Origin of the sequence: Kitasatospora sp. MBT63, assembly GCF_000710465.2 — a bacterium.
In the GTDB taxonomy this organism is placed as follows: Bacteria; Actinomycetota; Actinomycetes; order Streptomycetales; family Streptomycetaceae; genus Kitasatospora.
In genome coordinates this window covers 1-26,513 of sequence record NZ_JAIZ01000115.1, presented here as the reverse complement: position 1 = coordinate 26,513, position 26,513 = coordinate 1, and the positions used below count along the sequence as shown (strand labels likewise).

Below are 26,513 nucleotides of genomic sequence, written 5' to 3'. Positions count from 1 at the left end.
CTGGGCTGCCGGTTTCGGTCGGCGGCGGGGGCTTCGGGGATTTCTGGGTATGCGAACGGGGTGCCGGTGGGCATGTTTGATCACCTGTCGGGTCGTGGCGCGTGGAAGGTGGGTGGAGTGCGTGGCCGGGTGGGTCAGCGGCCCGACGCGTGGCGCGGGTGTGCGCGGTGGACGTGGGGGCGGGGACGGGCCGGGTCCGTACGGTCCGGGCGCGGGCGATCGGCGGACGGCCCGGCCAGGCCCGCCCGGAACAGCCCGTGGGTGATCCGCTGCTGCGCGGCCGCCTCGAGTTCGTCCCGCAGCTCGCCGCTGCGCAGGAGCGCGGCGGGCCCGAGCAGTCCCTCGACGACGGCCAGGGCCCCGGCGATGTCGCCGTGGTCGAGGCGTTCGCGGACACCGGCCAGACACTCCGGGCGCCGGTGGGCTTCGTCGATGGCCTGCAGGCAGGGCAACGGGGTGCCCGTCAGGGCGGCGAGCAGTTCCTCGCGGCGGACCTCGTCCGGGTGGTGGTCCATCGGGGCGAGGACCCCGTCGACCAGGCCGATCCGGTGCCGGGCGCCCCGGCAGTCCACGAGGTGCGGCGCACCCGGCCCTTCCCGATGCCCGGACCGGGCGCCGGACCGGGTGGCGGACCGGTCGGCCGGCGCGTCGGGCGGCGGCCGGTCCGGTACGAGTGCGGCGGCGACCAGCGGGTGCAGCCGGCCGGGCCCGATCGCGCCGGCCCGGAGCAGTTCCAGGTCGGGCGGCACCCAGGTGGCGGCCTCGGGCAGGACGGGCAGCGCGGACGCACCGCCGTCGCCGGGCGCACCCGCGATCCGCAGCACGGGCGGGCCGGAGAGCTCCGGGTGCGGGTCCGGGTCCGACAGGTCCAGCACTAGGCGGTGCCGGGCGCCGAGCCGTACGGTGACGGCGCCCCCGGACCTGCCCTCGTCGTGCAACAGGATCCGGGCCTCGTCGGCCCACCGGTCGACGTTGCAGCCGATCCCGCTCGGCACCGTGCCGTCGGTCTGTGGGTGGCCGCCCGCGGGTGGGCGGTCGGCCCCGGAGCGGGTACGCAGTTCGGGGGCCCGGCGCGCGTCCCAGAGGTGCCGGTGCAGGTCGAGGCGGAACCGGCGGTCGGGCCGCGGATGCGGGTGTGGGTGCAGATTCGGGTGTCTCGAGGAGTCGGCTGCGGACCGGGGTCCGTGCCACAGCGCGAGACTGATCCGCTGGCCGGCATCGGCCCAGGCCGGGGCGGTCCGGACCACCAGGTGCACCGGGTGCCGGCTGTCCCGGTCCGCAGCCTGGTCGTACCGGGCCAGCGAGACGGTCAGGCCGGGGCGCAGCAGTCCGTCGGGGGCGATCCGCGGCATGTGCCAGCGCAGCAGGTCGGGTGCCAGATGCCGGAGGTCCGTACGGATCCGGGCGGCGAGTTCCCGGCCGTGTGTGCGCGCGAGGCGGCGCAGGTCGAGGTCGACGTCGATGCCTGCGGCGGCGCATGCCGCCGCCCAGTCACCCGCCGAGCGGCGGGCGGTGGCGGCTTCGATCATGGAGGGCGGCACGGCGAACTCGCGCACGCGCAGCCAGAAGGAGAGGCGGGTATCCCTGTTCGCGGTCGTGGTGAGCATCAGCACTCACCTTGCGCGGACGGGACCCCCGATCTGAGAGCAGGAGAAGTGATCATCGCGGGCAGCATAGCGTCACCCCCGCTCACCGCACCAGGCAATTCCGGTACCCGATCCCGGAGGCCGCGCCGGCTCCGCACCGGGTCCGCGCCCGGCCCGTCGCCCCGGCCTGCACGGCGCTAGCATCGGTCCCATGATCGTATGGCTCAACGGCACCCACGGTGCGGGCAAGACGACGACCAGCGCACTCGTACAGCAACTACTCCCCGATTCACGGGTGTTCGATGCCGAGAAGGTCGGCGAGACGCTGATGGACATCACGCCGGGGCTGCCCCGGACGGACAACTTCCAGCACTGGCCGCCGTGGCGGACGCTCGTGGTCGAGACCGCCCGCCGGGTACTCGACTACACCGGTGGCACGCTGGTGATGCCCATGACCGTCCTGGTCGAGGAGTACTGGCGCGAGATCAGTGCTGGCCTGGCCCACCACGGCATCCCGGTACGGCACTTCGTCCTCCACGCCGACCAGGACACCCTCCGTGGGCGCATCGCGGGCGACACCGTCGTCGGCCCCAACTCCCCGTTCCGCCTCAAATACCTCGAGCCGTACGCCGAGGCGGCCCGTACCTGGCTGCACGCCGAGGCCGAGGTCGTCGACACCACGCACCTCACGCCCGCCCGGGCCGCCCAGCGGATCGCGGAGTCCGTCAGGAACTGAGGCCCGCACGGTGGGGATGCGCCCGGCCGACGAGCACGCGTTCGGCCATCTCCCGGATCGCCTGGGCCAGTTCGACGGGAGCGGTGCGGTGGGCGACGTGGCCGTGGCCGGCCAGGGTGAGGACCCGTGCGTTCGGCAGGACGACGGCCAGGTCGGCGACCCGCTCCCGCAGGTGCGCCGGGCTCCGGTCCCCTTCGAGCAGGGTGGTCGGCAGGTCCAGGGCACCGAAGCGGGCGACGCCGATACCGAGACGGTCGACGGCCTCCACGTCGGCGAGCTGCGCGGGCGCCCTGGCCGCCAGTAGCTCGTGTCCGCCGGGTGCGGCGGCCAGGGCGTCCACCACGTCCGCCGGCATGCGGACGATGTCGCGCAGTTGGATCCGTACGGCCTCGGCCGGGTCACCGGCGGCGAGTGCGGCCCGTGCGCGCCTCGCCGCCCGGCCGCCGACCAGTGACCGCGTCGGCATCGGCGGCTCGTAGAGGAACAGCCCGGCGAACGCCGCCGGTGCGAGCAGCGCCGCTTCCAGGGCGGCGACGGCGCCCGACGAGTGCCCCACCAGGAGCACCGGCCGGTCCAGCGCCCCGGCGACGGCCAGGATGTCCGCGGCCTCGACCGCGACCGAGTGCGTGGGCTCGATGACGGCGCCGGGGACGTAGATCCGACGGTCCATCCGGACGACGCGGAAGTCGCCGGTCAGCGTCCGCGTCACCCCGCCCCAGGACGTGGCCCGCTCGCCGCCCCCGTGCACGAGCAGCAGGGTCGGACCGCGGCCGTCGTCGAGAGCGGTGATGCGCGTGCCGTCGGCCGATGTCGCACGGAACTCAGTCATGTCCGCGAGCATGCACCATCGGTCCCGCGCCCCCTCACCTGGGGCTCGCTCGTGCAGGGGTCCGGCCGGTCAGCGGTTCGCGTCGAGCAGTGCTTCCCCGAGGTCGGTCAGGACGTGGCGGACGCTCTGGCCGACCCGGTCGGTCCGCAGCAGCGCGCTGTCGCGCAGGACGGTGGTGTGCTGGCTGACCGCGGCGGGGCTGCAGCCGATGTGGCGGGCGAGCTCTCCGGTGGAGTGCAGGCCCTTCTCGGCGATGGCGGTCAGCACGGCGGTGCGGGTGCGTCCCAGCAGGGGGACCAGACCGCGTACCGGAACGATGTCGTCCCGTCCCAGCAGGGCCTGACTGCGGATCGGGTAGCACAGGGTGGGCCGGCCGTCGGGGGTGTTGTAACCGGCGACCACCGGGTGGGCGGAGCCGAACACGGTGGGCTGCAGCAGCAGACCGCGCCCGTTGAGGTGGACGTCGACGTCGTCGGGGCGCAGCACGTCCACCTCCAGCACCGGGGACTTCCACCGGACGCACGGGTGCAGGGAGTCGAACAGGTGCTGCATGCCGGCGGCGGCGCTGTGCGCGGTCCGGGCCCGGTCGGCCGCGACGAGTGTGTGGATCTGGGACCGGAACGGGTCGATCGCGGTGGCCTGGTAGCCGCCCAGGGCGCGGCCGAACAGCGCGCGGGCCCCGAGGTCCTCGTCGGCGAGGCGGCGCGCGAACGGCGTCAGCGGCCGGAACTTGGCCAGGAACTCGATGTAGGCGCGGCGGTGCGCCAGGTCGGGTCCGGTGGCCGAGGCCGCGGTCGCCCGGGGGTCGGGCTCGATGTGGTCGGTCAGGAAGGCCGGCAGCACCGTGGGCGCGCACAGGTCGCCCAGCAGCAGGCTGTGCGGGTCCCACCTGTGCTGCAGCGTCCGCCGCCACTGGCGAAACCGCAGGTCGTTCGCGCCGGCGTCCAGCACCCGCAGGCTCAGCACGGTCTCCAGGGCCAGGTCGGGGGCGGTGGCCAGCCGGGTGTCGGCCAGGTCGTCGATGGTGAAGTGAAGCCTGAGCACGGTTCCCCCCGGTCCGCCGACAGCTCGAGCACATCACTGTATACCCGTGTGACCACGGGTTTTAAGGCCGGTGTGAACAGCTCGTGCGCCGGTCGGCGCAGGGGGCAAGGTTGGTCCCGCCGCCCCCGCAGCAGCGGGGATCGCGGCGCCGGCCGACCGGCGAAATCCCTGACGACGTCAGCACCGAGGAGAAGCATGTTCAACCGACGCAGGACCTCCACCGTCGTGGCAGCGCTCGCAGCCCTGCTGCTGTCCGGTGGTGCGGTGGCAGCCACCGCACAGGCGGGCACCAACGACAACAACAACGGTGTCATCCGCCGCAACGGGGTGGCCCAGAGCATGTTCTTCGGCAGCAGCTGTCCGTCCGGCAGCTTCTGCATGTTCGCGCACACCCAGTACGACAACTTCCACACGTGGGCGTTCCCGACCTCGTGCAACCACTACACCATGGACTACTGGAACGCCCACGGCTCCTGGGTCAACAACTCCGGCCACATCATCTGGTTCCGCGGGCCCGGCGGCGAGATCGTGGGACACGCCAGCCCCGGCACGTCCTCCGCGGACACCGACTTCAACCCGGTCTGGAGCTTCGACATGTGCTGACGGACCGCCCGTGAAACCTCGTCGGCCCGTGGCCGGTGCGGCACGGGGGCTTCGGACCGGAAACCCGGTTCTGGGTACGGCCGTTCGGATCGAGGTGGCATCCTGGCCTGCATGGCCGAACCCACCGATCCCCCGCCCGCCGATGCCGAACTGGCCGATGCCGAACTGGCCGCCTTCATCGCGGCCGTGCGGCAGGACCCCGGACCTCCGGCCCGTGCCATGGGCGCGGCGGAGCTGAGGCGGGCGCAGCGGCTCCGCGCCGAGGCACGGCCCCCGGGCCCCGGGATCGCCCACGTCGAGGACCTGACGGTCGGTCCGACGGCCGTGGGGGGCCGCCTCTACCGGCCGTCGGCCGCGATCGGTCCGTTGGTGGTGTTCCTGCACGGCGGGATGTGGACGATCGGCGATCTGGAGTCGCACGACCGGCTGTGCCGCAGGCTCGCGCTCGGGACCGGGGCGGCCGTGCTGAGTGTCGACTTCCGCCGGGCCCCGGAGCATCCGTGGCCGGCCGCCGTCGACGACTGCGTGGACGTCCTCCGGTGGGCGCTCTCCGGCGGGGACCCCCGTACCGGGGTCGCCGGGCCGACCCTGGTCATGGGGGACAGTTCCGGAGGGAACCTCGCCGCGCTCGCCTGCCTGCGCCTTCGCGACGGGGGCGGACCGCTGCCGGCCGCCCAGGTCCTGGCGTACCCCAACACCGATCTGACCCTCTCCCGTCCCAGCGCGCGGTCGAAGGCCACGGGGTGGGGCCTGACGACGGACGACGTCGCCTGGGGGGCCGAGCAGTGGGTGCCGGACCCGTCCCGGCTCGCCGACCCCGGGGTCAGCCCGCTGCACGCCGTCGACCTCGGCGGGCTACCGCCGACCGTCCTGGTCACCGCGGAGCACGATCCGCTCCGGGACGAGGGCGACGCCTATGCCGCGCGGCTGGCTGCGGCGGGCGTCGCGGTCGGCCACCGGTGCGAGGCCGGCATGGTGCACGGCTTCCTCACCCTCGACACCCTTTCGCCCGCCGCCGCGGCGGCGGGCGAGAGGGTGTTCGCGGATGTCACCGACCTGCTCGAGCGGATCGGCTGACGCTGCATCGAGCCACGGCGGCGACGGTCCGCCCGCACCGGGTCGACCGGCACCCGAACGGGCGCCGCGCCCGGTGCTGTGCCGTTCCGGGCGCAGCTGCGGCGAGCGAGGCTGCCGCGACGGCGGCGCCGGTCACTGCCCGGTGACGCCGTCGACGGTGGCGAGCCACTGCGTGACGGTGGTGTCGATGAAGTCGTCGCTCGCTTCGGCGCGGTCGAAGAAGAGGCGGGCGAGCAGCGGTCCGTAGAGCAGGGTGTACTGCTCGGCGGTGATCTTCAGGCCGGACGGTTCGAGGAGTTCGTTGAGGGCGGCGTGGCGGTCCTCGACGATGCGTTGCAGGGCCTGGGCGCTGTCGGGGTCGTGGTCGGCCTGGGCCGCCATGGCGAGGGCGGCGGCCCGGGTGGCGGGGACGGTGATACCGGCGCGCAGGCTGACCAGCCACTCGGTGGCGACGGTCCGCACGTCGGTGCCGGGTTCGGGGTAGCCGAGGTCGGGGCCCTGCAGGGTGAGGTCGGAGAGCAGTGCGGCCCGGGTGGGCCAGTGCCGGTACATGGTCTGGCGGGTGACGCCAGCCCGTTCGGCCAGGAGCGCGTAGGTCAGCCCGGTGAGCCCGACCTCGGGCAGCAGCTCGCGGGCGACGGCGAGGATGCGTTCCCGGGTGCGCCGGACGCGGGGGTTGTCCGGGTTCGGCTGGCGGAGGTGCACGGGCGGCTTGGACGTCATGGGGTCCACCCTATCCAGAAATCACACACAGCGTGTGACGCGAACCACTCCACATCGGCTTCGCGTTTCATACAGACCGTGTGATACACCTGAAAGGGAAATCACACACGCCGGATGATTCCCGGTGGGTGCCCCGCCCCTCTTCTGGAGGTCCCGATGTCCACCGCGATCACCTTCACCCGCTACGGCGGCCCTGACGTGCTCACCCTGGCCGAGGTCGATGCCCCCGAGCCGGGTCCCGGCCAGGTCCGGATCAAGGTCCGGGCCGTCGCCGTCAACCTGATCGACCTGAAGATCCGCTCCGGGATGATGGCCGGCATCATGCCGGTGGACTTCCCCCACCTGCCGGGCTGGGACGTGGCCGGCGTCGTCGACCGAGCCGGTGAGGGCGCCGCTGCCGAGGTCGGCGACGAGGTGTTCGGTGTCGCCGCCGCCGGCGGCTACAGCGAGTACGCACTGCTGGAGCGACCGGTCGCCAAGCCCGCGGAGGTCTCGTTCGAGACCGCCGCCGCCCTGGTGACCGTGGGCGAGACCGCGTACCGCGGCCTGCACCACCTGGACCTCGGCGCGGGCGAGACCCTGCTGGTCCACGGCGCTGGCGGCTCCGTCGGCACCCTCGCACTCCAGCTGGCCCTCGCCCGCGGTGTCAACGTGGTCGCCACCGCCGGCGCCCACGACCTCGACCGGCTCACCGCACTCGGCGCGACCGCGGTCGCCTACGGGGACGGCTGGGCCGGACGGGTGAAGGCTGCCGCGCCGCAGGGCGTGGACCGGGTGTTCGACGCCTCCGGTGCGGGCGTGCTCGCGGATTCGGTCGCCCTGACCGGGGACGCGTCCCGGGTGATCACCATCGCCGACATGGCCGCCGCCGAGCACGGGGTGCGGTTCACCGGCGCGGACCCCACCGACCGCTTCCCGCAGGCCCTTCCCGAGCTGGCCGACCGGGTCGCCGCCGGCGGGCTCGACCTGCCGATCGGAGCCACCTACCCCCTGGCCGAGGCCGCCCGCGCCCACGCCGACATCGAGGCCCGGCGCGCCCGGGGCAAGACCGTCCTCCTGCCCTGACCGAGGATCGCCGTCCCCGCCCGGCTCCCGCTCCACCTCGTACGGGAGCCGGCACGACGGCCCCACCGAATCCGCCTGCCCCGGCCCGTACCTCCTCGTCCTCCATGACCGGGCCCTGCCTCCCGCAACGGAGCAGAAACACCGGCCGCTCCTCCCGAAAGCGAGATCACTCATGTCCGCACGCGACCTCCCCGACGCCACCTACGCCCGCACCCGCCTCGGCTCCGGACCCGGCCTCGCCGTGGCCCACGGCGCCGGCAGCAGCTTCGCCGGCACCTACGGACCCGTCCTGGACGGCCTGGCCGCCCACCACACCGTCGTCGGCGTCGACTACCCCGGCAGCGGTGGAACCCCCCCGCGCCACCGCACCGCTGTCGCTGGACGCGATGGCCGACCAACTCGTCGCCGCCGCCGTCGCCGAGGGCCTGGAGACCTTCGCCCTGCACGGCTACTCGCTCGGCGGCCCGGTCGCCATCCGCGCCGCCGCCCGCCACCCCGAACGCGTCACCGCCCTCGTCCTGACCGCCACCATGGCCCACCCCAACAACCAGCAGGCCCTGACCCTCGGGGTCTGGGGCAGGCTCGCCGCCACCGGCGACCGTCACCTGGTCAGCGAGTTCCTCTTCCCGCACGCCCTCAGCCCCCAGACCCTGGAGGCCATACCCGCCGACCGACTCGCGCAGGCCGTCACCCATGCGGCGGCCGACATCGCGGACGGCACCCCCGAGCACGCCGAACTCGCCACCCGGATCGACGTCCGCGACGACCTCGAGGCGATCCGCGTCCCCACGCTGATCATCTCCACCACCGTCGACCACCTCGTCCCGCCCGCCCTGCACCGCCACCTCGCCGAGAACATCGCCGGCGCCCGGCTCGCCGAGATCCCCACCGGCCATCTGCCCATGGTCGAACGCCCCGAGGAGTGGCAGAACCTCATCACCACCTTCCTCGCCGAACACCGCGCCTGACCGAGCGGACAACGAACGGGCCGGCGGCCGGAGAACGACAGCAGGCGGACCGTCCGTCCCGAGCCGAACGCCGGTGTGCGGCACCGCCGTTGCCCGGCCCCTCGGATCCACCCGATCGGCCCACCGCACCCGCGCGTCCGCGGTCTCCGCCGCACCGCACCGGGCGCGCCGGACGGCCGCCGCCGGGGCCCGACCTACGATGTCGGCCGTGACCAGCCATCGGCCCCACACCGAGCAGGAACCGCCCGCCCGAGCCGACCTGCTGCTCGCCTGGCAACGGGCGAAGGCCCGGTGGAGCTCGGACCCCACCGACCCCGACGCCTACACCGCGTTCATCCGGGCCGGCACCGCGCTCTACCGCCACCCTCCGCCCGCAGCGACGGCACCCGGCACCACTCCCCCGCCGCCCCGCGGGACACACCGCCCCGCCTACCTCCGGATGAGCCCGCTCGCCGGGCCGCCACAGCATCCCTGATCCAGCGTCACACAGCAGGCACCGAGCGACCATCGGGGCCCGCGGAGTCACGGAAGGTGACGCCGAGAACAGCGGTGGCCGACGGGCCCCGGCCCCCTCGAGCCGTACGCGGCGCGCGCGGTGCGTCAGGTGAGGGGCAGCAGCAGGACCGGGTCGGAGGTGGGGCCGGCCGAGCCGGCGGCCGGTTCGACGGTCACACCTGTGCCGCGGGCGCCGTCGAGGGGTCCGTCCAGGATCAGGCTGCCGTCGGAGTGGTGGAGCAGCCCCGCGGGCCGGGCGGCACCGCCGTCGTCCAGCCACAGCTCGTACGCCTTGCCGGCCGGCAGGGCGGGGAGGTCGGCGGCGAGGAAGGCGGCCCGGTCGCGGTGTTCGGACCGGACGGCAGTCGCGTCCACCCCCAGGCAGTCGCGCAGCCGGATCAGTCCGTCGCGCATCCGGGTCTTGACCGTGCTGAGGGGGGCGTCGAGCAGGTCGGAGACCTCCCGGCAGGTGAGGCCGCGGTAGTAGGCGAGCGTGAGGGACTGCCGTTGCCAGGGCGCGGAGGTGAGGGTCACCGGCTCCGGCGCCGACTTAACCGTCAACGGCAGCGCCGAGATCGTCTGCGGCAACGTCCGGACCGCGAACGCCACGGTGTACCTCGTTGACACCGTCCTGATGCCGTCCTCGTGAACGACCGCCCGGAGCGTTCTGCCCCGCCGGACCTCCGACAGTCCGTCACACCAAGGCACCTGTCGGAGAAACGATTCGGCCCAGCCCGGTGCGATCGGCATACTTTCACGCCATGGACCTCGTGGAGAACGACCCCCGGCCGCACCACTACCAGTTCGCGCACAAGGTGCTCGCGGGCCTCGCCATGGACCTCGGGCCACGGATGCTGGACCGCATCCCGGAGGAGGGCACCGGCGCCGCGCTGGCCTCCCTCTGGGACGACTTCGGCGGTCGGCTGCCCGCCGGGGAACGGCTGCCGAGCGACGGCCTGAGGGCCGACCTGATCACGCTGGGCCCGCACCGCCTGCTGGTGGTCGTGCTGCCGCGGCCCTCCGCGGCGGCCGAGGCCTACTACACCGCCGTCGTCCAGCCCGGCGGCGCCGACCACTGCCGGTACTTCACCCTGGAACACGCGATGAACGCGTTCACCGGCGAGCCGTACACGGTGCTCGGTGAATGGGCGAACGGCAGCCACCTCAACCTCGGCACCGGCCCGGCAGCCGAACTGTCCGGCTTCCTGACCGCCGTGGTCGACCTCCTGTCCGAATCGGCGCCCGCCAACTCCGCCGTCCACCCGACCCCGACCGGCCCGCCGGCGAAGCCCGAACGCCGCGGCCTGCGACGGCTGTTCGGCCGCTGACCCGCATCCTGGACGACCGCTCCCCCACCGTGGTCACCGGCCACGGGCCGTCAGCACCGCCCGCTCCGCCCGTCGGTCCACCGGCGGGCCACCCGCGCCTCGCGAAGCCGACCGCCGCCCGCGCCGAACCCGGGACGACGGCGGCTTCGCGGGGCCCGGCACACCGTTCGCCCACGCCGCCCGCGGGCCCGTCACCTGTCGGCCGCCACAGCCGCCTGCGCCGCGAGGACACCGGGCGGCATGCGGGTGTGTCGGAGATCTGCGCCTCCTCGCCGCCTTCATGAGCAGTGACCTGCCTGGCGGGTTCCGGTCCTCGCCGCTCGACCGCGACGGCCTCGGACGACCGCCGACGCCCGCAGGACGACCTTCCGGGCGCTCCACCGGCCGGAGGCGGCCGGACTGCTGCACCTCCGGTCATCGGGATGGCGCGCGACGACCGGCCGCGGAGCACCTGGTGGGCGCGGCACCGGAAGACGGCGGTACGGCCGCGGAGGCGGCGGCGTTTCGAGCGGCCGGCGCGGTGACAGGCAGGACCCGGCGGGCCCGGCGGCGATCGGACGGCCTGCACGCATCACGCGTAGACGAGGCGCGTAGACAGCGCGCGTAGACATTGCGCGTAGAGTCTGCTTGACCTGCCTGGTTACCCGCCCGTACGTTCATCCCCGCACGCGCTCGCCGGGGCCACGAGGGGACGACTGGCGTTCCCCTTCCGGCGCAGCGCTGGGGAGGAACCACAATGGCCGGCAGGACTCTCGGGAACCGCTCACGGACCATCGCCACGCTCGCCGTCGGCGTGGTGGTCGGAGGTGTGGTCGCGGGAGGCGGCTACGCGCTCGCCGACACCAAGGCGCCGCGGACCGACCGTCAGATCACCAACATGACCAACGAGGTCAGCGACATCAAGGCGTACTACGGCGACACCGTGGACGCGCAGGGCGAGCACTGGGCGTCGCCGACCAGCAACTACGCCAACCAGGTCGCCGGGATCGAGAAGGACGCCAAGAAGTACCTGGACAACCGGGCCCGCCACGACAAGGGCAAGAAGAAGAAGGCGATCGTGCTCGACGTCGACGACACCTCGCTGTCGACGTACAACTACGAGCTGGAGACGACCTTCGTCTACAACCCCGCCGGCAACGCTCAGTACATCGCCACCAAGACCATGCCGGCCGTGTTCGGTATGAACACCCTGGCCCAGTGGGCCGAGCAGCAGGGCTACACCGTCTTCTTCGTCACCGGCCGTCCCGAGGCGCAGCGCTCGTACACCGCGGCCAACCTGGCCGCCGTCGGCTTCCCCACCGCGGACGCCTCGCACCTGTACCTGAAGAACAAGGAGAACCCGCCGGCGTACCTGCCCTGTGGTGCGACCTGCACCACCATCGAGTACAAGTCCGGCACCCGCGCGCACATCGAGAGCCTCGGCTACGAGATCGTCGCCAACTTCGGTGACCAGTACAGCGACCTGTCCGGCGGCCACGCCGGCAAGACGTACAAGATCCCGAACCCGATGTACTACCTGCCCTGATCCCGGTCGGTGCGGCGGCGCGGCCGGGGAGCCCGGCCGCGCCGCCCGCCGGTCTGCGGGCGGTCCGGTCCCGCCACGCGCCCGGGCCCGCGCCAAATGCCGGGACGACGCTCCCGCGGCGGGCCATCATGGGGGATGGGAGTTCTCCGGCTGCTGGTGAGGTGCCCGTGAGTGGCATGGCGAACCTGGTGCCCGCGTCGATGCGCGGCTACCGGCGGGCGTGGCTGGGCCGGGACGTACTCGCCGGGGTGGCCCTCGCCGCGGTCGCGATCCCCGAGGTCATGGGGTACTCGTCGATCGCCGGGATGCCCGTCGTCACGGGGCTGTACACGCTGATCCTCCCGGCCGTCACGTTCGCGCTGCTGGGTTCGTCGAAGCTGCTCGTCGTGGGCGCGGACTCCGCCACGGCGGCGATCCTCTTCGCCGGCCTGCTCGACCTGGGCATCGTCGGCCTCGCTCCGGGCTCGCCGAAGTGGGTCGGGCTGGCCGGTCTGACCGCGCTGCTGTCGGGTGTGATCCTGGCTGCCGCGCGCCTGCTGCGGCTCGGCTTCCTCGCCGACTTCCTCTCGGCGGCCGTCCTGATCGGGTTCCTGACGGGGGTCGGCATCCAGGTGGCGACGGCTCAGATCCCCGAGCTGCTGGGCATTCCCAGCGGCCGGGGCAACTGGTTCCAGCGGCAGTGGTCCTGGCTGACCCACCTCGACCAGGTCTCCTGGCGCACGGTGGCCTACGGCGCCGCCACCATCGTGATCATCTTGGTGTTCAAGCGGTTCCTGCCCAGGTTCCCGGGCTCCGTGGTGGCGGTGGTCGCCCTGATCGCCGTATCCGCGGCGACCGGTGCCTCCGGCCACGGGGTCGCGGTCGTGGGAGCCGTCCAGGGCGGCTTCCCACCGCTCGGCATGCCGTCCGGGCTGACCCCCGGTGACGTGTCCCTGGTCTTCTCCGTGGCGCTGTCGTGCTCGGTCCTGATCCTGGCGCAGAGCGCGGCGACGGCGCACGCCTTCGCGACGCGGCACGGCGACGACGTCGACATCGACCGCGACCTGGTCGGTCTCTCGGTCGCCAACCTCGCCGCCGGGCTGAGCGGGACCTTCGTCGTCAACGGGTCCCCGACCAAGACGGAGATCCTGGACCAGCAGCGCGGCCGGACCCAGGTCGCCAACCTCACCACGGCCTCGATCACCCTCCTGGTCGTGCTGGTCCTCAGCTCGCTGCTGGCCGACATGCCGCTCGCGGTACTGGCCGGGATCGTGTTCCTGGTGGGGCTCGACCTCGTCGACGTCCGCGGCCTGCGGCGGATCTACGTCCGGCGCCGGAACGAGTTCGTCGTCGCCGCCGTCACGGCCTTCGCGGTGTTCGGCATCGGCGTCGAACAGGGTGTCCTGCTGGCCGTCGCCATCTCGCTGTTCGAGGTGGTCCGGCGGGAGTACCGGCCCAGGGACTTCGTGGTCGGGGTCACCGAGCAGGGCGAACCCACGTACCGGGCCGCCGAGCCCGGGATCGAGAGCGCACCCGGCCTGATCGTCTTCCGATTCAACGCGGAGCTCTTCTACGCGAACGTGGGCCGCTTCGCCGACCAGGTCAGGGCCCTCGTCGACGACGCACCCGACCCGGTGCGCTGGCTGGTGCTCGACGCCGCGGGGATCGCCGACATCGACTACTCCGCGGGCGTCCGCCTGCACAGCCTCCTCGACTTCCTCACCACCCGCCGCGTCTGCTTCGTCCTCGCCCGCCCTGACACGGCCCTGGTGGAGACCCTGAAGGTCTACGAGCTGTGGCAGCGGATCCCGCCCGAGCACGTCTTCGGCAACCTGATCGACGCGATCAGGGCGTATCCCGCCGGCGGTCCACCCGCTGCGACCGGCGAGCCGCCGGCCGGCTGACGGACGTCCGGGCGGCCGGCGGCTCCGGCGGGCGACCGCCGGGGGAAGTGTCCTGAGGAGCGGTCACTTCCGCCAGAACAGGTGGTGCGTCACCCCGCTCGGGCTGGGCACGACATCCAGGTGGAACCGGTCCAGCAGTTCGTCGGGGGACTCCCAGAGCCGCAGGCCTGAGCCGAGCTCCACCGGCGAGACCGCCACGTGCAGGGTGTCGACCAGGTCGGCGTCGAGGAACTGCCGGATCGTGGTGACTCCACCACCGAGCCGGACGTCCTTGCCCCGCGCCGCCTCCCGCGCCCGTTCGAGGACCGCGGCCGGGTCGCCGTCGACGAAGTGGAAGGTGGTGTCGCCGAGCGTGAACGAAGGACGCGCATGGTGGGTCATCACGAACACCGGGGTGCGGAACGGCGGCTCGTCACCCCACCAGCCGCGCCACTCGTGGTCCTGCCAGGGCCCGCGCTGGGGACCGAACTTGTTGCGGCCCATGATCTCGGCGCCGATGTTGCGGTCGTAGTCCCGGGTGAGGTAGTCGTCCAGGCCCCGGCTCCCGCCGGGGTCGGTGCGCATGGGCCAGCTGGCCGTCGCGCCGGCCCAGGCGAACAGCCTCCCGGGATCGACATGGCCGAACGGCCGCTCGAGCGTCTGGTCCTCGCCGGCACCGATGCCGTCGCTGGAGACGTTGAAGTTCTGCACCCTCACCAGCTGATCCATGGACGTCCTCCCACGTTCCGGGCAGCACCCGCCGCCCCGGTCTGCCAGGTTCGCACGGCTCGGCAGTTCCTGCGGTCAAAGCCGCCCGGCCGTACGGAGCCTTGCCCCATCTGCTCGATCACCGCGCCGGCCCGCCGGAACCGTCGGCACGCGACCGGCGCGCTCGACGGTCGGCCAGCCGGGCCGCCCGCCGCAGTACGGCTTCCGCAGGGGCGAACTCCCGTGCGAGGCTCGGCCGTTCGGGTCGCAGGCGGCAGTACGCGCAGTCAGGATCACCGCAGACGCGTTCACCCCACCGGTCGCACACCGTGCACAGCGCGGCGTCGTACCGCTCGCAGTAGTCCTGCCCGGCGCCGCACCGCGGGCACGACCCGGAGCCCGCCCGGACGGCGGACGGGCGCCTACGGGGCATCCTCCCGTCCGGGGCTCAGCATCTGCGCAGCCACCAGGGCCAGGACGGATCGGCGTGGGGATCCACGATCGTGCGGGAACAGTACGACGCGTCGAGCGGATGCACCCGCCGCCGCAGCTCCCGCGCCGCGCGGGTCGGAAGCCCGTACAGCGCCTGCTCCAGCAGCCCCCGCGGATGGGAATCGTTGGGACAGCAGGATTCCACTCCGCAGCCACGGGTGTGCGGCTCCGTCAGTCCGCGGGCCGGCCCGTGAACGGTGCCGCTCCACCTCGCCATCGCCTCGGCGATGGCCCCGGGCCACAGCTGTGCGTCCTCGAATGCGTCGATCTCGCTCTGCGTGCGCGCCGAGACCCCAGAAACGATCTTCCTGCCCCGCTCCGGGCAGGGCCTGCGCGGCCGTTCGGCGCGCACCTGGCCCGGCGGTCTACGCGCCATGGGCCTTTCGTCGGTTCGTCATGGACCGCATCCTCCCAGACGGGGACCGTTTCGATCAATGGCGCCCCGCGCGGCGGACCGCAGACTCCCCGGTAGGCCGCCGGCTCAGCGCAGGGCGACGAGAACGTGGTCGCCGAGGTGGTCGCACTGGTGGCCGGCGTGGGCGAGCACGGCGGCGAGGCGCAGGGTGGTCTGGAACTCGGGGGACATCACCGAGGTACTGCCGGCCACCCGGCCGGCACCGGGCCCGTCCGGCCGTCCGGCGGCGTCCTCGGTCCGCCAGGAGACGCAGGCGCCGTTGACCGCGGCCCGGACGACCGCGCCCGCCCGGGTGCCCACGGTGTCGTCGACCAGCGGCACGCCGGCTGTGGTCAGCGCCGCGCGTACCTTGTCCAGGAAGTCCCGCCGGCCGTCTGCCATGGGCACGAGCGTACGGGAGAATATGAACAAACGGTGAATCCAGATCGAACTATTCAAGACAGGATCTGTCCGGCGGAGCCCATCGGCGATCGGTGTGTCAGTGCCGTGCGGCAGGATGACCGCCGTGAACACCGAGATGCTCATAGAGGTCTGGCAGCGCCTTCTCACCGACCCCCGCAAGTCGTGGGCGCTGTTCGAACACGGCACCTGCGTCGTACTGACCGCACCCGACGGCGACCTCGCCGAGCAGGCGACCGGGATCCTCCGGGAGTTCGGCCCCGTCCACGCCGGCTCTTCGGCAGGCGACTTCGGGGTGATCGACGTCGAGGACGCCGACGGGTGGGTGGTGACCGGCCACCACCCCGACGTCCTCACCTACGTCGCGCCGGACGAGCCGACGAGCCCGGAGGACGTGGCCGTCGGTCTGTACGGACGCTCCAAGCGCCATCAGGACGGCACCGCCCTGCGTGTCGTCCACGTGGAGGACCGGCGGGGCTCCACGGATCCCACGTAGACCGCGGGCGCACCGCGCCGACGCCCGAACTGCCGCCGCGCCGACGCCCGGACTGCCGTACCGGCCTCAGGCGGTGGTCGCCGGAGCGGGCGAGGCCGCCCCGGTGGGCGGGGCCTGGCAGGGCAGGGTGACGACGACGCCCACGCCCTGGCCGGGCTTCGCCCCGCCCATCAGGGAGACGGTGTAGCGGTCGGACTCGTTGACGGCCTCGAAGTCGGAGGTGGGCGAGGCGGACCGGGCAGCCGAACCGGACTCGGCCGCTGTGATCTTGAAGCCCTCGCCGGCGAGCCTCTCCCGCAGCGCCCGGAGCACCTCGGGGCGCCGGTCGTCGGTGGTCTCCAACTGGATCGCCGAGCTCAGCCGGTACGGCTCGCCCTCACCGGCGATACCCATCCCCCGCCCCGGGCACTTCTCGTAGGCGATGATCTTGATCCACAGGTTCCGCTCGAGGCCCGTCAGCTCGCGCACGTGGTCCTGGACCCGCTCCACCCGGGTCAACGCGTCCGCCCGGGACTCGACGCGGGCGGGCTCGCTCGGTGCCCCCGGCCCTCCGCCGAGCGGCCCCGCGAGCGAGCAGGAGCCGAGCACCAGGGCGCCCGACACCACCAGCACGGACGCGCCGACCGCACGCGAGGCCACCCCGGACGGCACCGCCGTCGATCCCTTGAACAAATCCCGTACTCCCCCGTGAACAACTGTGCGTGTGGCCGTCCGGATGCTACGGCACCACCGGGGAGGCCCCGCACTCGATTTCAGCCCGCTGCCCCGGCGGACGGAGCGGGAGACACCATCGTGAGCAGCGCCGTCGTCGCGGTGTAGGCGCAGCCCGCCAGGACGGCCGCTCCCTCGATCCACTCGCCGCCGACAGGCTGCGCCACCGGGTCGAAGAGCGTTCCGACCACCGCGATCTGGACGAGGACCACCCACGCCATCAGCACCCTGACCCTGCGGCGCGGCGCCCGCTCGTAGCGGAACCACAGCCGGACGACGACAAGGCTGAACGTCACCACCAGGAGCCAGAGACCGAGGTACAGCCCGTCCGCGGCGCACGAGGGCTGCCCATCCTCCCGAGCCTGGTCGCAGTCGAGAGCGGCGAAGGACGCGAACCCCACCTGCACGAACGCGGCGGCGAGGACCTCGAGTGCCAGGACTGCCGCTGCCACGGGCGGTCTGAAGAGTCTCACGCCCACATGGCTATCACGTCGCGCCGTCGGGGTCCGCGGCGGGATCGACGAGTGGGGCTCTCCGGTGGGCGGGTGGTGGGGCTGGTCCCACCACCGTTCGGGCGGAGAGCAGGACCGTCCGGGGGCGGTGAGCGGGCAGCGGTGAGCGGACGGCAGTGAGCGGACAGCGGGCACGGGGCTAGCATGTGGCCCGACCGGAACGAAGATCGGACAAGGCGGCGACCCGGATGCACGACAGCTGCGACGACTCCGCCGGCAGCAGAACGGGCAGCACGGGTATGACCCGGCGCCGGAAGACCCTCCTCGGGGCGGCGGCCGGGCTGTGCGTGCTGGGGCTGGCCGGTGGCGGTGGGCTGCTGCTGCGGGCCACGGTCGAGCCCGTCCGGACGGGGGCCGGGACCGGGCCCTCGCCCGGCGCCGCGGTGCCTTCGACGAGCCCGGCCCCGACCGAGCTGCCGCCCTCTCAGGCGCCGTCGTCCCCGCCCTCCCCCGAGAGCGCGCAGGCTGCCGCGACGGCGCCGACGGCGGAGCGCACGACGGCCGACCCGGCCGCCACCTCGCGTACGACGCCGCCCGCCCGCACCGGCGCGCCCACCGCCCGGCCGTCCACCGGTGCGCCCCGGACCGGCGCCCCGCCGCCCCGGCCGGCCCTCACCCTTCCGGTCCCGCCGACCTCCTGTCCCCCGGGGCAGATACCTTCCTGGGACGGCTGCCACCCGCTGCCGCCGGCCGTCAGCCTGCCCTACCCGACCACGCCGCCCTCCTGAGCCGACCGGGCCGTACGCGAGGCCGGGAGCCCCGCCTGACAGGGGGCGTGGCCACCGTGGCAGGGCGAGCCGGTCAGCAGACTGCGGCTGCCCTGCGGTGGCGCAGCCGGCGGCGCAGTGCGCGGTCGGCGAGCAGGACCGTGACGAGCGCCGCGCCGGTGAAGAGTGCGGTGTTGCCGACCGTGGCCGCCGTGACCAGCCAGGACGCGTCCGTTCCGTCGGGCTGCGTCGGGGTGGCGAACAGTCCGCCGAGTCCTGTCAGCGCCCCGTGCAGGACGTAGACACCGACCAGCGCGGCGACGCCGACCGGCAGCGTCAGGACCACCGCCGCGAGGTGGAACGCCGCGTCCTCGCGGATCCCGCCCAACGCGGCCAGTGTCCCGACCAGGGCGACGTAGCCGCCTGCCGCCCATCTGAACCAGTTCATCCGAAACCCCTCCCCCTTGCTCCGTGAACCCGGGTGGCGAGCCGCCCCTGGAGCGGCCCTCGGTAGTCTCGGGGCCTCGATCCCGGGAGCTGCCGGAGGCTCGGGTGCTCGGCTGCCGGTGGCGCCCGCCGGGTGCCGGGGATCGCCCGAGGTGAAGGCGAACGTTTCGTGGCACCGACGCAGCAGCAGGCCGGTCTCCGTCCGGCGCGGGCCGGGCACGGCGGGGGCCTGGTGCTCGAACGGTCGTGCCGGGTGGAGGACGGTGCCTGCCGGCACCTGCTGGTGTGGCGGGCCGGGCCGGGCTGGCGGATGGTCAGCAGCGCGGTGCTCGGCGGTGGCCTGGGCGACCGGGAGTGGGTGGTCAACGCCCAGGTCCGGCCGGGGTACGGCCGGATGGATCCGGACCGGCACCTGGCGGAGCTGGCCACCGCCCACGGGCTGACCGGTCCCGGGGCCGGCCTGATGACGGCCGCCCAGGTGGACGCGGTGACCTGGGCCTGCGACGCCGGGGCCATCGCGGTGGTCACCGCGGGGATCGGCGTGCCGAGTTGGGCCGCCGCGCCGGAGCCGGCGGCCGCCCACGGGCCCGGGACCATCAACATCCTGGCGGTCGTCCCGGTGGCGGTGTCCGATGCCGGTCTGGTGAACCTGCTGGCCACCGCCACCGAGGCGAAGGTGCAGGCGCTGCTGGACGCCGGGTACGACTGCTCGGGGACGCCCTCGGACGCGGTGTGCGTCGCGGTACGGCGCGCCCGTCCCGGGGAGAGCGCGGAGCCGTTCGGCGGGCCGCGCTCGCCGTGGGGCGCGCGGGTCGCCCGCGCGGTGCACGCCGCGGTACGCGAGGGCGCGGAGGCCGACCGCACGCGCCGGGCCCGGTGTCCGGTACCCGACCACGCGTACCCCCGGCCCGGCTGCCGCCGGACCTACGAGCTGGCGGATGCTCAACTGCCGTAGCGCAGCGAGACGGTGTCGCCGATGTTGATGACCGTCGCCCGGGTCGCGGCGGTGGCAGCGGCACCGTCCAGGCTCACCTTCCAGGAGGAACCACCGCTGTTGGCGGTGGAGTTGACCGCGGTGACGGTACCGCTGCCGGTGGACGGGGTGACCGAGGTGACGCAGCCGCTCGGGGTCGCGGTGGCGGCGGCGTCAAGGACGGCGCCCAGCGTGGTCGTGGCGCCGGTCGGGGTGACGGTGACGGCGCAGACCTTCAGTGCGCCGGCGGTGCCGTTGTCGACGATCAGCGCGAGGCGGGCGGCCGTCCCGGCGGTGAAGGTTCCGGTGGCGGCCCAGGTCGGGGTGCCTGCGGTGACCGGCGGGGGCGGGGCGGCGGTGAAACCGGCGCCCGCGACGGCGCGCAGCCCGTCCACGGAGGCGTAGGCGGAGGGCACGGTGTCGGTGGGCAGGTACTTGAAGCCGCCGCCGGGCTTGAACTGCTGGGCGATCAGGAAGTCGATCGGGGTCTTGCCGCTGCCGCTGGTGAAGTCGGCGCCCTGGGGGTTGATGCCGCAGGCGTTGAGGCCGGAGACGGCCCAGCCGTTGGAGTCGGTGTTGGCGCCGAACATGGAGTTGAAGGCGCCGGAGGAGACGAGCTTGCCCTTGAGGAAGTTCTTGGCGGCGACGATCGCCGCGTCGGTGCCGGGCACGCCGCTGCTGCACAGTGAGGCCATCGCGGCGCCGGTCATGTCGATGTCGCTGCCCTGGGCGAGCGCGGGCGGGTTGCCGGCGGCCTTGCCGTAGTTCCAGCCGCCGTCGTTGTGCTGGTTGGCGCGCACCGCGGTCACGGTGGCGTCGATCAGGGCCTGCGGCACGCGCTGGGCCCCCGCCTGGGTGCGGGCTCCGCCGAGCGCGAGCAGGCCGAAGACGGTGCCGTTGAAGTTGGCGGACGGGCCGTAGTAGCCGGGTTCGGCGCTCTGCCAGTACGCGGCGAGGTCGGCGATCAGGTTGCGGCCCGGGCCGGCCCGGGCCGGGTCGATACCGGCCGCGTAGGCGTTGAGGACGGCGCGTTCGTAGTCGGTGACGACGGGCGAGGCGCTGGGCCAGGAGGCCGCGGCGAGCTGGTTGCGGTAGACGGTGCGGGCGTTCTTGGTGGTGTCGCCGCCGGGGGTGACGTCGACGGCGGCCGTCCCGGCGGCCGCGAGGGCGCTGAACGCCCACTCGTCGGACAGCCCGCCGCCGGTGACGTAGCTGCCGTCCGAGCCCTGCAGCGACTTGAGGTAGGTGACGCCGGTGCTCCTGGAGGTGGCGATCTGGGCCGGGGAGGCGGTGGCGCCGGCCGGGACGGCGGACACCAGCAGGGCGCCGGCCGCCAGGGCGACGACGGTGACGGAGGAGGGGCGGAGGGGCACGGTCGGGCTCCTTGGGTGGGGGCGTCGACCCGCGCCGGTCCGGTGTCCCCGCGGGGGAGCACGACAGCTGGGGCGGCCGCCGCCCGGATCGCGTGGGCTGGCTCTCGCTCGTGGTGCGCGGCCGGGTGGGCATTCGGGCTCGGGGCGTCGATCCGCCCCACACCGCTGCGCGTCAGCCCCGGATTCGCACCGGGTTCCCCCACACGGCCACCGGGGACGCTACCGCACCTCACGGGTGGTCAGGAGGTGGGGAAGGCGACATGACGCCTCGTTGACTCCCCGCTCGGCCGCGTGGTCTGATGAACCGGTTTTTCACCCTCGGCAGTCAGGGGAAGCCGGTCCGATTCCGGCGCTGACCCGCAACCGTGGACCCGTCGCCGAGCGGCGGGTGAGCCGGAATGCCTGCGCCGAGGGGCTTGGTCAGCAACACGTGCGTCGTCGCGGACTACGACGCGGTCCGGATCGGCTCCCCTGCCCGGGACCCGGTCGGCTGCGCCGTCGTTACCCCGCCTCGACCGATCAGGGAGTCGCCGGTGAGGGTCAGCAGCACGCGTACGGGGCACAGAGGCCGGGGTCCGGCCTCCCTCCTGCTCGCCACCGCCATCGCGATCACCGCGGGCGGCGCCGTGATGATCGGCCACCCCGACCGTGCCGCCGCCGACCCGATCGAGGAGTGCACGGCCATCACCGGCGCCGTGGTCGCCGTCGACTTCACCCACTGGGGCGGCAGCGTGGTGCGCGGCTGCGACGCCCACCCCACCACCAGCATGAACCTGCTGCACAACGCCGGGTTCACCACCACCGGAACCGAACACGACGGACCCGCCTTCATCTGCCGCCTCGGCAGCGGCACTTTCGGCAACGGCGTCCAGTACCCGACCCCCGCCGAGGAACCCTGCGTCAACACCCCGCAGGCGACGGCGTACTGGTCGTACTGGACCGCCGAGCCCGGCCAGGACACCTGGTCCTACAGCCAGTTCGGCGCCGGCACCCAGAAGCCGAAGCCGGGCGAGGTCGAGGCCTGGGTGTACGGCGGCACCGACGTCGGCGGCAGCAGCGGCGTGCCCGCCTTCACCCCGGACTCGGTCCGGGCGAAGAACGCCGCCAGCCCCTCACCGTCCGACGCCGCATCGGCCTCGGCCTCGGCATCCGCCTCCACTAGCCCGACCGTCGCGCCGCCCGCCACCGGCGACCCCGCGGCCGCGGCAGCCTGGCTCGCCGGGCAGCTCGTCCACGGCGACCACATGGAGAACTGGGCCTTCGAGGGCCCCGACTACCCCCGCACCTCGCTCACGGCCCTCGCCCTCGCCGCGGCCGGCACCCAGGACCCGGCCCTGCGCAAGGTCGTCGCCTTCCTGGAGGCGCACACCGACGCCTTCCTCCTCCCCGACGGCCCGAACGGCAGGCCCGGCTCCCGCGCCGCCGCCCTGCTCGCCCTCGTCGCCGAGAGCACCGGCGGCAACCCCCGCGCGTTCGGCGGCCACGACCTGCTCGCCGCGCTGACCGACCACGTCTGCACCGCGGCCGGCGAGGACGGCAAGTGCACCGCCGCGGGCGACTTCCTCGGCGCCGCCTCGCCCTGGGTGCAGGCCCTCGGCGTGATCGCCCTGCTGCGCGGCGACGTCACCCCGCCCGCCGCCACGCTCGCGCGGTTCGACGCCCTGCGGTGCGCCGACGGCGGCATCGCCGGCGCCATGATCGTGCCCGGCGAGAACTGCGAATCCGACCCGTCCAACACGGCGCTCACCGTACTGGCCCTGCGCAAGGCCGGCAGCGCCGACCCGACCGCGCAGAAGGCCGCCGACCGGCTCGCCGCGAGCCAGCAGGCCGACGGCTCCTACCTCCCGTACGCCGGCGCCCCCGGCGGCGACACCGCCAGCACCGCGGGCGCGGCCCAGGGGCTCAAGGCCACCGGCCGCACCGCCGGGCAGGCCGCCGCCAAGTCCTGGCTCGCCGCCCGGCAGAACAAGGACGGCGGCTTCGGCCCCGACGAGGGGACCACCGACTCGGACCCGGCCGCCACCGAGCAGGCCATCCTCGCCCTCACCGGCACCGACCCGGCGAGCGTCACCCACGACCTCGGCTCCGCCACGCAGCCCCCGAAGCCAGGCAAGGCACCCGACCTGGCCAAGGGCAGCGCCTATCTGACCGCCCCGGCCAACCTGATCGACGGCCACTACTACGAGGCCTTCCCGACCTTCGCCGACTTCGGCCTCACCATCGACGGCGCCTACGCGCTCGCCGCCACCGGGACCGACGACGCCGCCCTGCGCAAGATCGTCGACTTCCTCGACCAGCAGGGCAAGGACGCCAACGACCGCACCGTCAACGACTGGACCGGGGTCGGCACCGAGTTCGCGGGCGGCGGCTCGATCGGCAAGGAGGCGCTGCTCGCCGAGGTGGTCGGCCGCGATCCGCGCGCGTTCGGCGGCCACGACCTGGTCGCCGCGCTCGCCCGGGCCGTCTGCGCGCACGCCGACGTCGACAACGGCTGCGCGGCTCCGGGCAACTACCTCTGGGCGACCTCGGTGTTCTCCCAGTCCCTGGGTGTGATGGCCCAGGTGCGGGCCGGGGACGCCGAGCACGCCGCCGCGCCGATCGCCTACCTGAAGAGCCTTCAGACCGCCAACGGCTCCTGGCCCAGCCTCATCCCCGCCGCCGGCGACTCCGACGTGGACAGCACCGCGATGGCCGTGATGGCCCTCGCACTCGTCCCGGGCGACGAGGCGGCGCAGGCCGTCGACAAGGGCCTCGCGTGGCTCGCCGCCCAGCAGCAGCCGGACGGCGGCTTCCCCGGCGCGGCCGGCGACTCCACCAACTCGGCCGCCCTCGCCGTCCAGGGCATGACCCTGCGGCAGAGCACCTACGCCGGGCAGATCGCCAAGGCGGTCGAGTTCCTGGCCGGACAGCAGAACACCGACGGCGGGTTCGACGTCGCCACCGCCGGCCAGCAGGGCTCCGACGTCCGTGCCTCCACCCAGGCGCTCGGCGGCGCCACCGGCATCTCGTTCGGCAACCTGCACCGGGACCTCGGCACCGGAACCGGCACCCCGACCCCGACCGGATCGCCGACCGCCTCGTCCTCCGCCCCCGACTCCCCTACGGGCTCCGCCTCGCCGTCCACCCCGGCGTCCCCGGTGTCCCCGAGCGGCAGTGACTCCGCCTCCCCGGCCCCGGCCACCTCGACGACCGCCGGCCGGGGCACGGACACGGCCCCCGCCTCCTCCGGCACCCGGACCGCGAACGGCAGCGACAGCACCGGCACCACCGGCAGCACCGGCAGCGCCGACGACTCGGCCGGCGAGCCGGCGGGCGGTCTGGCCTGGACCGGCACCGATGTGCTCGGGCTGGTGGTCCCGGCCCTGCTGCTGACCGCGGCCGGCGGCGGCGTGCTGGTCGCCACCCGCCGCCGGACGGCCGCCGCCCCCGGGCGGCACCGGTGATCCGCCGCGCCGGGAACGCCCTCGCCCGCACGGTCGCCGCCGCGGCCGTCGCCCTGGGCCTCGCGCTCGGCGGGGTCGGTACGGCCGTGGCCCCGGCGGCGGCCTCCCCGCTGCCGATCGAGCAGTGCACCGCGACCTCCGGCGTCGTCCTCGCGGTCGACCTCGGCCACTGGGGCGGCCCGCTGCTGCGCTCCTGCGGCACCACGCCGACCACCGGCTACGCCCTGCTCAACCAGGGCGGTTGGAAGACCACCGGTACCGGGCACGACGGCCCGGCGTTCATCTGCCGGATCGGCTACAGCGGCTTCCAGGGCGGGAAGCAGTATCCGACGCCCGATCAGGACAAGTGCGTCCTGACGCCGCCCGCCACCGCCTACTGGTCGTACTGGCACGCCGACCCGGGCCAGAACACCTGGTCGTACAGCCAGCTCGGCGCCATGAGCTACCAGCCCAAGCCCGGCAGCGTCGACCTGTGGATCTTCGGCGGCACCAACATCGAAGGCACCGAGGGCCGCCCGGCCTTCTCCCCCGACAGCGTCCGCGCCCACAACACGGCGCCCGGCGGCGGCCCGGGCCAGAGTTCCGCGCCCCAGCCGCCCAGCACCCCGCCCGCGGGCGGCGGTTCGGGCGGCGGCAACGCCAACGGCGGTGCGAACGGCGGCGGTACCAAGGGCGGCAGCGCGGCCGGCGGCTCCGGCGGCGGTACCAAGGGATCCTCCGGCGGCGCCACTCCCCAGCCGGGAGCCTCCGCGAGCGACACCGCCCCTGCGGATCCCACCGTCACGGAGAGCGCCCCGGCGTCCCCGAGCACCGCCACCGATCCGGCCTCCGCCACCGCTTTCCCGACCGCCCCGGCCTCGCCGAGCGCGGGCGCCACCATCGTGGACGCGGCCCCGGCCCCCGACGCGCCGCACTCCGCGGGTTCGATCGCGCCCGCCGTGACCGGAGCCGCCCTCGTGGTGGCCCTCGGCACCGCCACCGCGGTCACCGCGCTGCGCCGCCGCCGACGACGGGCCGAGTGAGCCGGTGAACCAGCTCGACCAGCGCACCCCCGGCCGGGTACCGCGCGACCTGCACCCGTTCGCCTGGTGGATCTGGGCGCTGGCCATGGCGACCGCCGCCAGCCGCACCACCAATCCGCTGCTGCTGTTCCTGGCCCTCGCGGTGCTCGGCTATGTGGTCACCGCCCGCCGGACGGAGGCCCCCTGGGCGGGCGGCTTCAAGTACTACCTGTGGCTGGCGCTGACCGTGGTGGCGATCCGGGTCGTCTTCCGCTGCGTGTTCGCGACCGGCATCACCCCGCACGACCACCTGCTCTTCTCGCTCCCGCAGATCCCGACCCCGGCCTGGTACGCGGGGATCCGGATCGGCGGGCCCGTGTCGCTGGAGGCCACCCTGTCGGCGGCCACCGACGGTCTGCGGCTGGCCTGCCTGCTGTGCTGCATCGGCGCGGCCAACACCCTCGCCAACCCCAAACGCGCCCTGCGGGTGCTCCCCGGGGCCCTGTACGAGCTGGGCGTCGCCGTCACCGTCTCGCTCAGCGTCGCGCCCCAGCTCGTCCAGAGCGTCCAGCGCGTCGTGCGGGCCCGGCGGTTGCGGGCCGGCCGGAGCAAGGGCATCCGTGCTCTGCGCAGCATCGTCGTCCCGGTCCTGGAGGACGCCCTGGAACGTTCGCTGCACCTGGCCGCCGCGATGGACTCGCGCGGGTACGGCCGTTCCGGCACCGCCACCCGCGCCTCCCGCCGGGTCACGGGTGCGCTGATGCTGCTCGGCATGGGCGGCCTGTGCGCCGGGGTGTACGGGCTGCTCGACGGCACGGCGCCCGCCGCGCTGGGACTGCCCGCGCTGGCGGCCGGTTCGGCGCTGTGCGCGGGCGGCCTGGCGCTCGGCGGCCGCCGGGTGCGGCGCACCACGTACCGCCCCGACCCCTGGCGGGCCGCCGAGTGGGGCGTCGCGGGCTGCGGGGTGGCCGCCGCCGTCCTGTTCTGCATCTCGG

At 74.2% G+C, this 26,513-nt stretch carries 27 protein-coding genes, 1 pseudogene and 2 riboswitches; of the genes and pseudogenes, 16 read left to right on the top strand and 12 right to left on the bottom strand.

All coding sequences use genetic code 11. The features are described 5' to 3' along the window. Window positions 1-134: 134 nt before the first annotated feature. Window positions 135-1,607 (bottom strand): hypothetical protein, encoded by a 1,473-nt coding sequence (locus tag AA75_RS07880; RefSeq protein ID WP_033819087.1) that lies wholly within the window; start codon window positions 1,605-1,607, stop codon window positions 135-137. 190 nt (window positions 1,608-1,797) lie between these two features. Here AA75_RS07880 and AA75_RS07875 point away from each other — a divergent pair, with 190 nt between their 5' ends. Next, entirely contained in the window at window positions 1,798-2,322 is a 525-nt protein-coding gene (locus AA75_RS07875) for an AAA family ATPase (protein WP_033819086.1), read from the top strand. Here AA75_RS07875 and AA75_RS07870 read toward each other — a convergent pair. Together AA75_RS07870 and AA75_RS07865 are read right to left on the bottom strand one after the other, a co-directional pair. Then, window positions 2,312-3,151 carry an alpha/beta fold hydrolase gene (locus tag AA75_RS07870; RefSeq protein ID WP_063794302.1) on the bottom strand — a complete coding sequence of 280 codons (840 nt, stop codon included), beginning with the start codon at window positions 3,149-3,151 and terminating at the stop codon, window positions 2,312-2,314. The two genes, AA75_RS07875 and AA75_RS07870, sit on opposite strands and share 11 nt — an antisense overlap. A 69-nt stretch (window positions 3,152-3,220) precedes the next feature. Then, on the bottom strand, window positions 3,221-4,195 hold the full coding sequence (locus tag AA75_RS07865) for a helix-turn-helix transcriptional regulator (protein WP_033819085.1): 975 nt from the start codon (window positions 4,193-4,195) through the stop codon (window positions 3,221-3,223). A gap of 195 nt (window positions 4,196-4,390) precedes the next feature. On the opposite strand from AA75_RS07865, the gene AA75_RS07860 reads away from it, so the two are divergent. Together AA75_RS07860 and AA75_RS07855 are read left to right on the top strand one after the other, a co-directional pair. Continuing rightward, entirely contained in the window at window positions 4,391-4,798 is a 408-nt protein-coding gene (locus AA75_RS07860; RefSeq protein WP_033819084.1) for a hypothetical protein, read from the top strand. A gap of 111 nt (window positions 4,799-4,909) precedes the next feature. Further along, window positions 4,910-5,875: an alpha/beta hydrolase gene (locus AA75_RS07855; protein ID WP_033819083.1), complete on the top strand. Its 966-nt coding sequence runs from the start codon at window positions 4,910-4,912 to the stop codon at window positions 5,873-5,875. 132 nt (window positions 5,876-6,007) lie between these two features. Here the strand turns inward: AA75_RS07855 and AA75_RS07850 are convergent, their stop codons facing one another. Continuing rightward, window positions 6,008-6,598, bottom strand: a complete 591-nt coding sequence (locus AA75_RS07850; RefSeq protein ID WP_033819082.1) for a TetR/AcrR family transcriptional regulator — start codon at window positions 6,596-6,598, stop codon at window positions 6,008-6,010. A gap of 156 nt (window positions 6,599-6,754) precedes the next feature. On the opposite strand from AA75_RS07850, the gene AA75_RS07845 reads away from it, so the two are divergent. From AA75_RS07845 to AA75_RS07835, 3 genes are all read left to right on the top strand, one after another. Further along, entirely contained in the window at window positions 6,755-7,663 is a 909-nt protein-coding gene (locus AA75_RS07845; RefSeq protein ID WP_033819081.1) for an NADP-dependent oxidoreductase, read from the top strand. A 344-nt stretch (window positions 7,664-8,007) separates the two neighbouring features. Continuing rightward, window positions 8,008-8,631 carry an alpha/beta fold hydrolase gene (locus tag AA75_RS07840; RefSeq protein ID WP_368666550.1) on the top strand — a complete coding sequence of 208 codons (624 nt, stop codon included), beginning with the start codon at window positions 8,008-8,010 and terminating at the stop codon, window positions 8,629-8,631. Between the two features lie 208 nt (window positions 8,632-8,839). Further along, window positions 8,840-9,106 (top strand): hypothetical protein, encoded by a 267-nt coding sequence (locus AA75_RS07835; RefSeq protein WP_082526330.1) that lies wholly within the window; start codon window positions 8,840-8,842, stop codon window positions 9,104-9,106. A gap of 125 nt (window positions 9,107-9,231) precedes the next feature. On the opposite strand, the gene AA75_RS53935 is transcribed toward AA75_RS07835, so the two are convergent. After that, window positions 9,232-9,660 carry an anti-sigma factor gene (locus AA75_RS53935; RefSeq protein ID WP_051811988.1) on the bottom strand — a complete coding sequence of 143 codons (429 nt, stop codon included), beginning with the start codon at window positions 9,658-9,660 and terminating at the stop codon, window positions 9,232-9,234. Between AA75_RS53935 and AA75_RS53930 the strand changes: the two are divergent. From AA75_RS53930 to AA75_RS07815, 4 genes and pseudogenes are all read left to right on the top strand, one after another. Further along, a pseudogene (locus AA75_RS53930) lies at window positions 9,638-9,775 on the top strand (fasciclin domain-containing protein); the annotation flags it as partial. The gene AA75_RS53935 and the pseudogene AA75_RS53930 sit on opposite strands and share 23 nt — an antisense overlap. Window positions 9,776-9,887: 112 nt before the next feature. Then, a complete protein-coding gene (locus AA75_RS07825; RefSeq protein WP_033819079.1) occupies window positions 9,888-10,454 on the top strand; it encodes a hypothetical protein in 567 nt (188 codons plus the stop codon). A 736-nt stretch (window positions 10,455-11,190) separates the two neighbouring features. Further along, window positions 11,191-11,979 carry an HAD family acid phosphatase gene (locus AA75_RS07820; RefSeq protein WP_033819078.1) on the top strand — a complete coding sequence of 263 codons (789 nt, stop codon included), beginning with the start codon at window positions 11,191-11,193 and terminating at the stop codon, window positions 11,977-11,979. Between the two features lie 176 nt (window positions 11,980-12,155). Further along, the gene (locus AA75_RS07815) at window positions 12,156-13,862 is read left to right on the top strand and encodes a SulP family inorganic anion transporter (protein ID WP_033819077.1); all 1,707 of its coding nucleotides are present in this window, start codon (window positions 12,156-12,158) and stop codon (window positions 13,860-13,862) included. Window positions 13,863-13,925: 63 nt separating this feature from the next. Here AA75_RS07815 and AA75_RS07810 read toward each other — a convergent pair whose 3' ends face one another. From AA75_RS07810 to AA75_RS07800, 3 genes are all read right to left on the bottom strand, one after another. Continuing rightward, window positions 13,926-14,570: a dihydrofolate reductase family protein gene (locus AA75_RS07810; protein WP_033819076.1), complete on the bottom strand. Its 645-nt coding sequence runs from the start codon at window positions 14,568-14,570 to the stop codon at window positions 13,926-13,928. Window positions 14,571-14,997: 427 nt separating this feature from the next. Beyond that, on the bottom strand, window positions 14,998-15,417 hold the full coding sequence (locus AA75_RS07805; protein WP_051811987.1) for a hypothetical protein: 420 nt from the start codon (window positions 15,415-15,417) through the stop codon (window positions 14,998-15,000). 105 nt (window positions 15,418-15,522) lie between these two features. Then, entirely contained in the window at window positions 15,523-15,837 is a 315-nt protein-coding gene (locus AA75_RS07800; RefSeq protein WP_149038008.1) for a hypothetical protein, read from the bottom strand. A gap of 115 nt (window positions 15,838-15,952) precedes the next feature. Here AA75_RS07800 and AA75_RS07795 point away from each other — a divergent pair, with 115 nt between their 5' ends. Next, window positions 15,953-16,351 (top strand): hypothetical protein, encoded by a 399-nt coding sequence (locus AA75_RS07795; protein WP_033819074.1) that lies wholly within the window; start codon window positions 15,953-15,955, stop codon window positions 16,349-16,351. 66 nt (window positions 16,352-16,417) lie between these two features. Here AA75_RS07795 and AA75_RS07790 read toward each other — a convergent pair whose 3' ends face one another. Continuing rightward, on the bottom strand, window positions 16,418-17,023 hold the full coding sequence (locus tag AA75_RS07790; protein WP_055731233.1) for a hypothetical protein: 606 nt from the start codon (window positions 17,021-17,023) through the stop codon (window positions 16,418-16,420). Window positions 17,024-17,103: 80 nt separating this feature from the next. After that, window positions 17,104-17,514: a hypothetical protein gene (locus tag AA75_RS07785; protein ID WP_149038007.1), complete on the bottom strand. Its 411-nt coding sequence runs from the start codon at window positions 17,512-17,514 to the stop codon at window positions 17,104-17,106. Between the two features lie 248 nt (window positions 17,515-17,762). On the opposite strand from AA75_RS07785, the gene AA75_RS07780 reads away from it, so the two are divergent. After that, a complete protein-coding gene (locus AA75_RS07780; RefSeq protein ID WP_033819071.1) occupies window positions 17,763-18,302 on the top strand; it encodes a hypothetical protein in 540 nt (179 codons plus the stop codon). A gap of 73 nt (window positions 18,303-18,375) precedes the next feature. Here the strand turns inward: AA75_RS07780 and AA75_RS07775 are convergent, their stop codons facing one another. Then, window positions 18,376-18,729, bottom strand: coding sequence for a hypothetical protein (locus AA75_RS07775; protein WP_033819070.1), 354 nt, complete (start codon window positions 18,727-18,729; stop codon window positions 18,376-18,378). A 228-nt stretch (window positions 18,730-18,957) separates the two neighbouring features. Between AA75_RS07775 and AA75_RS07770 the strand changes: the two genes are divergently transcribed. Next, window positions 18,958-19,683 carry an adenosylcobinamide amidohydrolase gene (locus tag AA75_RS07770; protein ID WP_233288959.1) on the top strand — a complete coding sequence of 242 codons (726 nt, stop codon included), beginning with the start codon at window positions 18,958-18,960 and terminating at the stop codon, window positions 19,681-19,683. Here the strand turns inward: AA75_RS07770 and AA75_RS07765 are convergent. Continuing rightward, on the bottom strand, window positions 19,671-21,074 hold the full coding sequence (locus AA75_RS07765) for a hypothetical protein (RefSeq protein ID WP_033819069.1): 1,404 nt from the start codon (window positions 21,072-21,074) through the stop codon (window positions 19,671-19,673). The two genes, AA75_RS07770 and AA75_RS07765, sit on opposite strands and share 13 nt — an antisense overlap. A 127-nt stretch (window positions 21,075-21,201) precedes the next feature. Then, window positions 21,202-21,274: riboswitch (cobalamin riboswitch) on the bottom strand. A gap of 82 nt (window positions 21,275-21,356) precedes the next feature. Next, a riboswitch (cobalamin riboswitch) is annotated at window positions 21,357-21,499 on the top strand. A gap of 108 nt (window positions 21,500-21,607) precedes the next feature. On the opposite strand from AA75_RS07765, the gene AA75_RS53640 reads away from it, so the two are divergent. The 3 genes from AA75_RS53640 to AA75_RS07750 form a co-directional block, all read left to right on the top strand. Beyond that, on the top strand, window positions 21,608-24,517 hold the full coding sequence (locus AA75_RS53640) for a prenyltransferase/squalene oxidase repeat-containing protein (protein ID WP_149038006.1): 2,910 nt from the start codon (window positions 21,608-21,610) through the stop codon (window positions 24,515-24,517). Next, complete coding sequence (locus AA75_RS07755) at window positions 24,514-25,539, top strand: hypothetical protein (protein ID WP_033819068.1); 1,026 nt, start codon at window positions 24,514-24,516, stop codon at window positions 25,537-25,539. The genes AA75_RS53640 and AA75_RS07755 overlap by 4 nt, the downstream gene beginning before the upstream one ends. Before the next feature lie 4 nt (window positions 25,540-25,543). After that, window positions 25,544-26,513, top strand: a 970-nt coding sequence (locus AA75_RS07750) for an energy-coupling factor transporter transmembrane component T (protein ID WP_033819067.1), incomplete at its 3' end; no start/stop codon positions are given.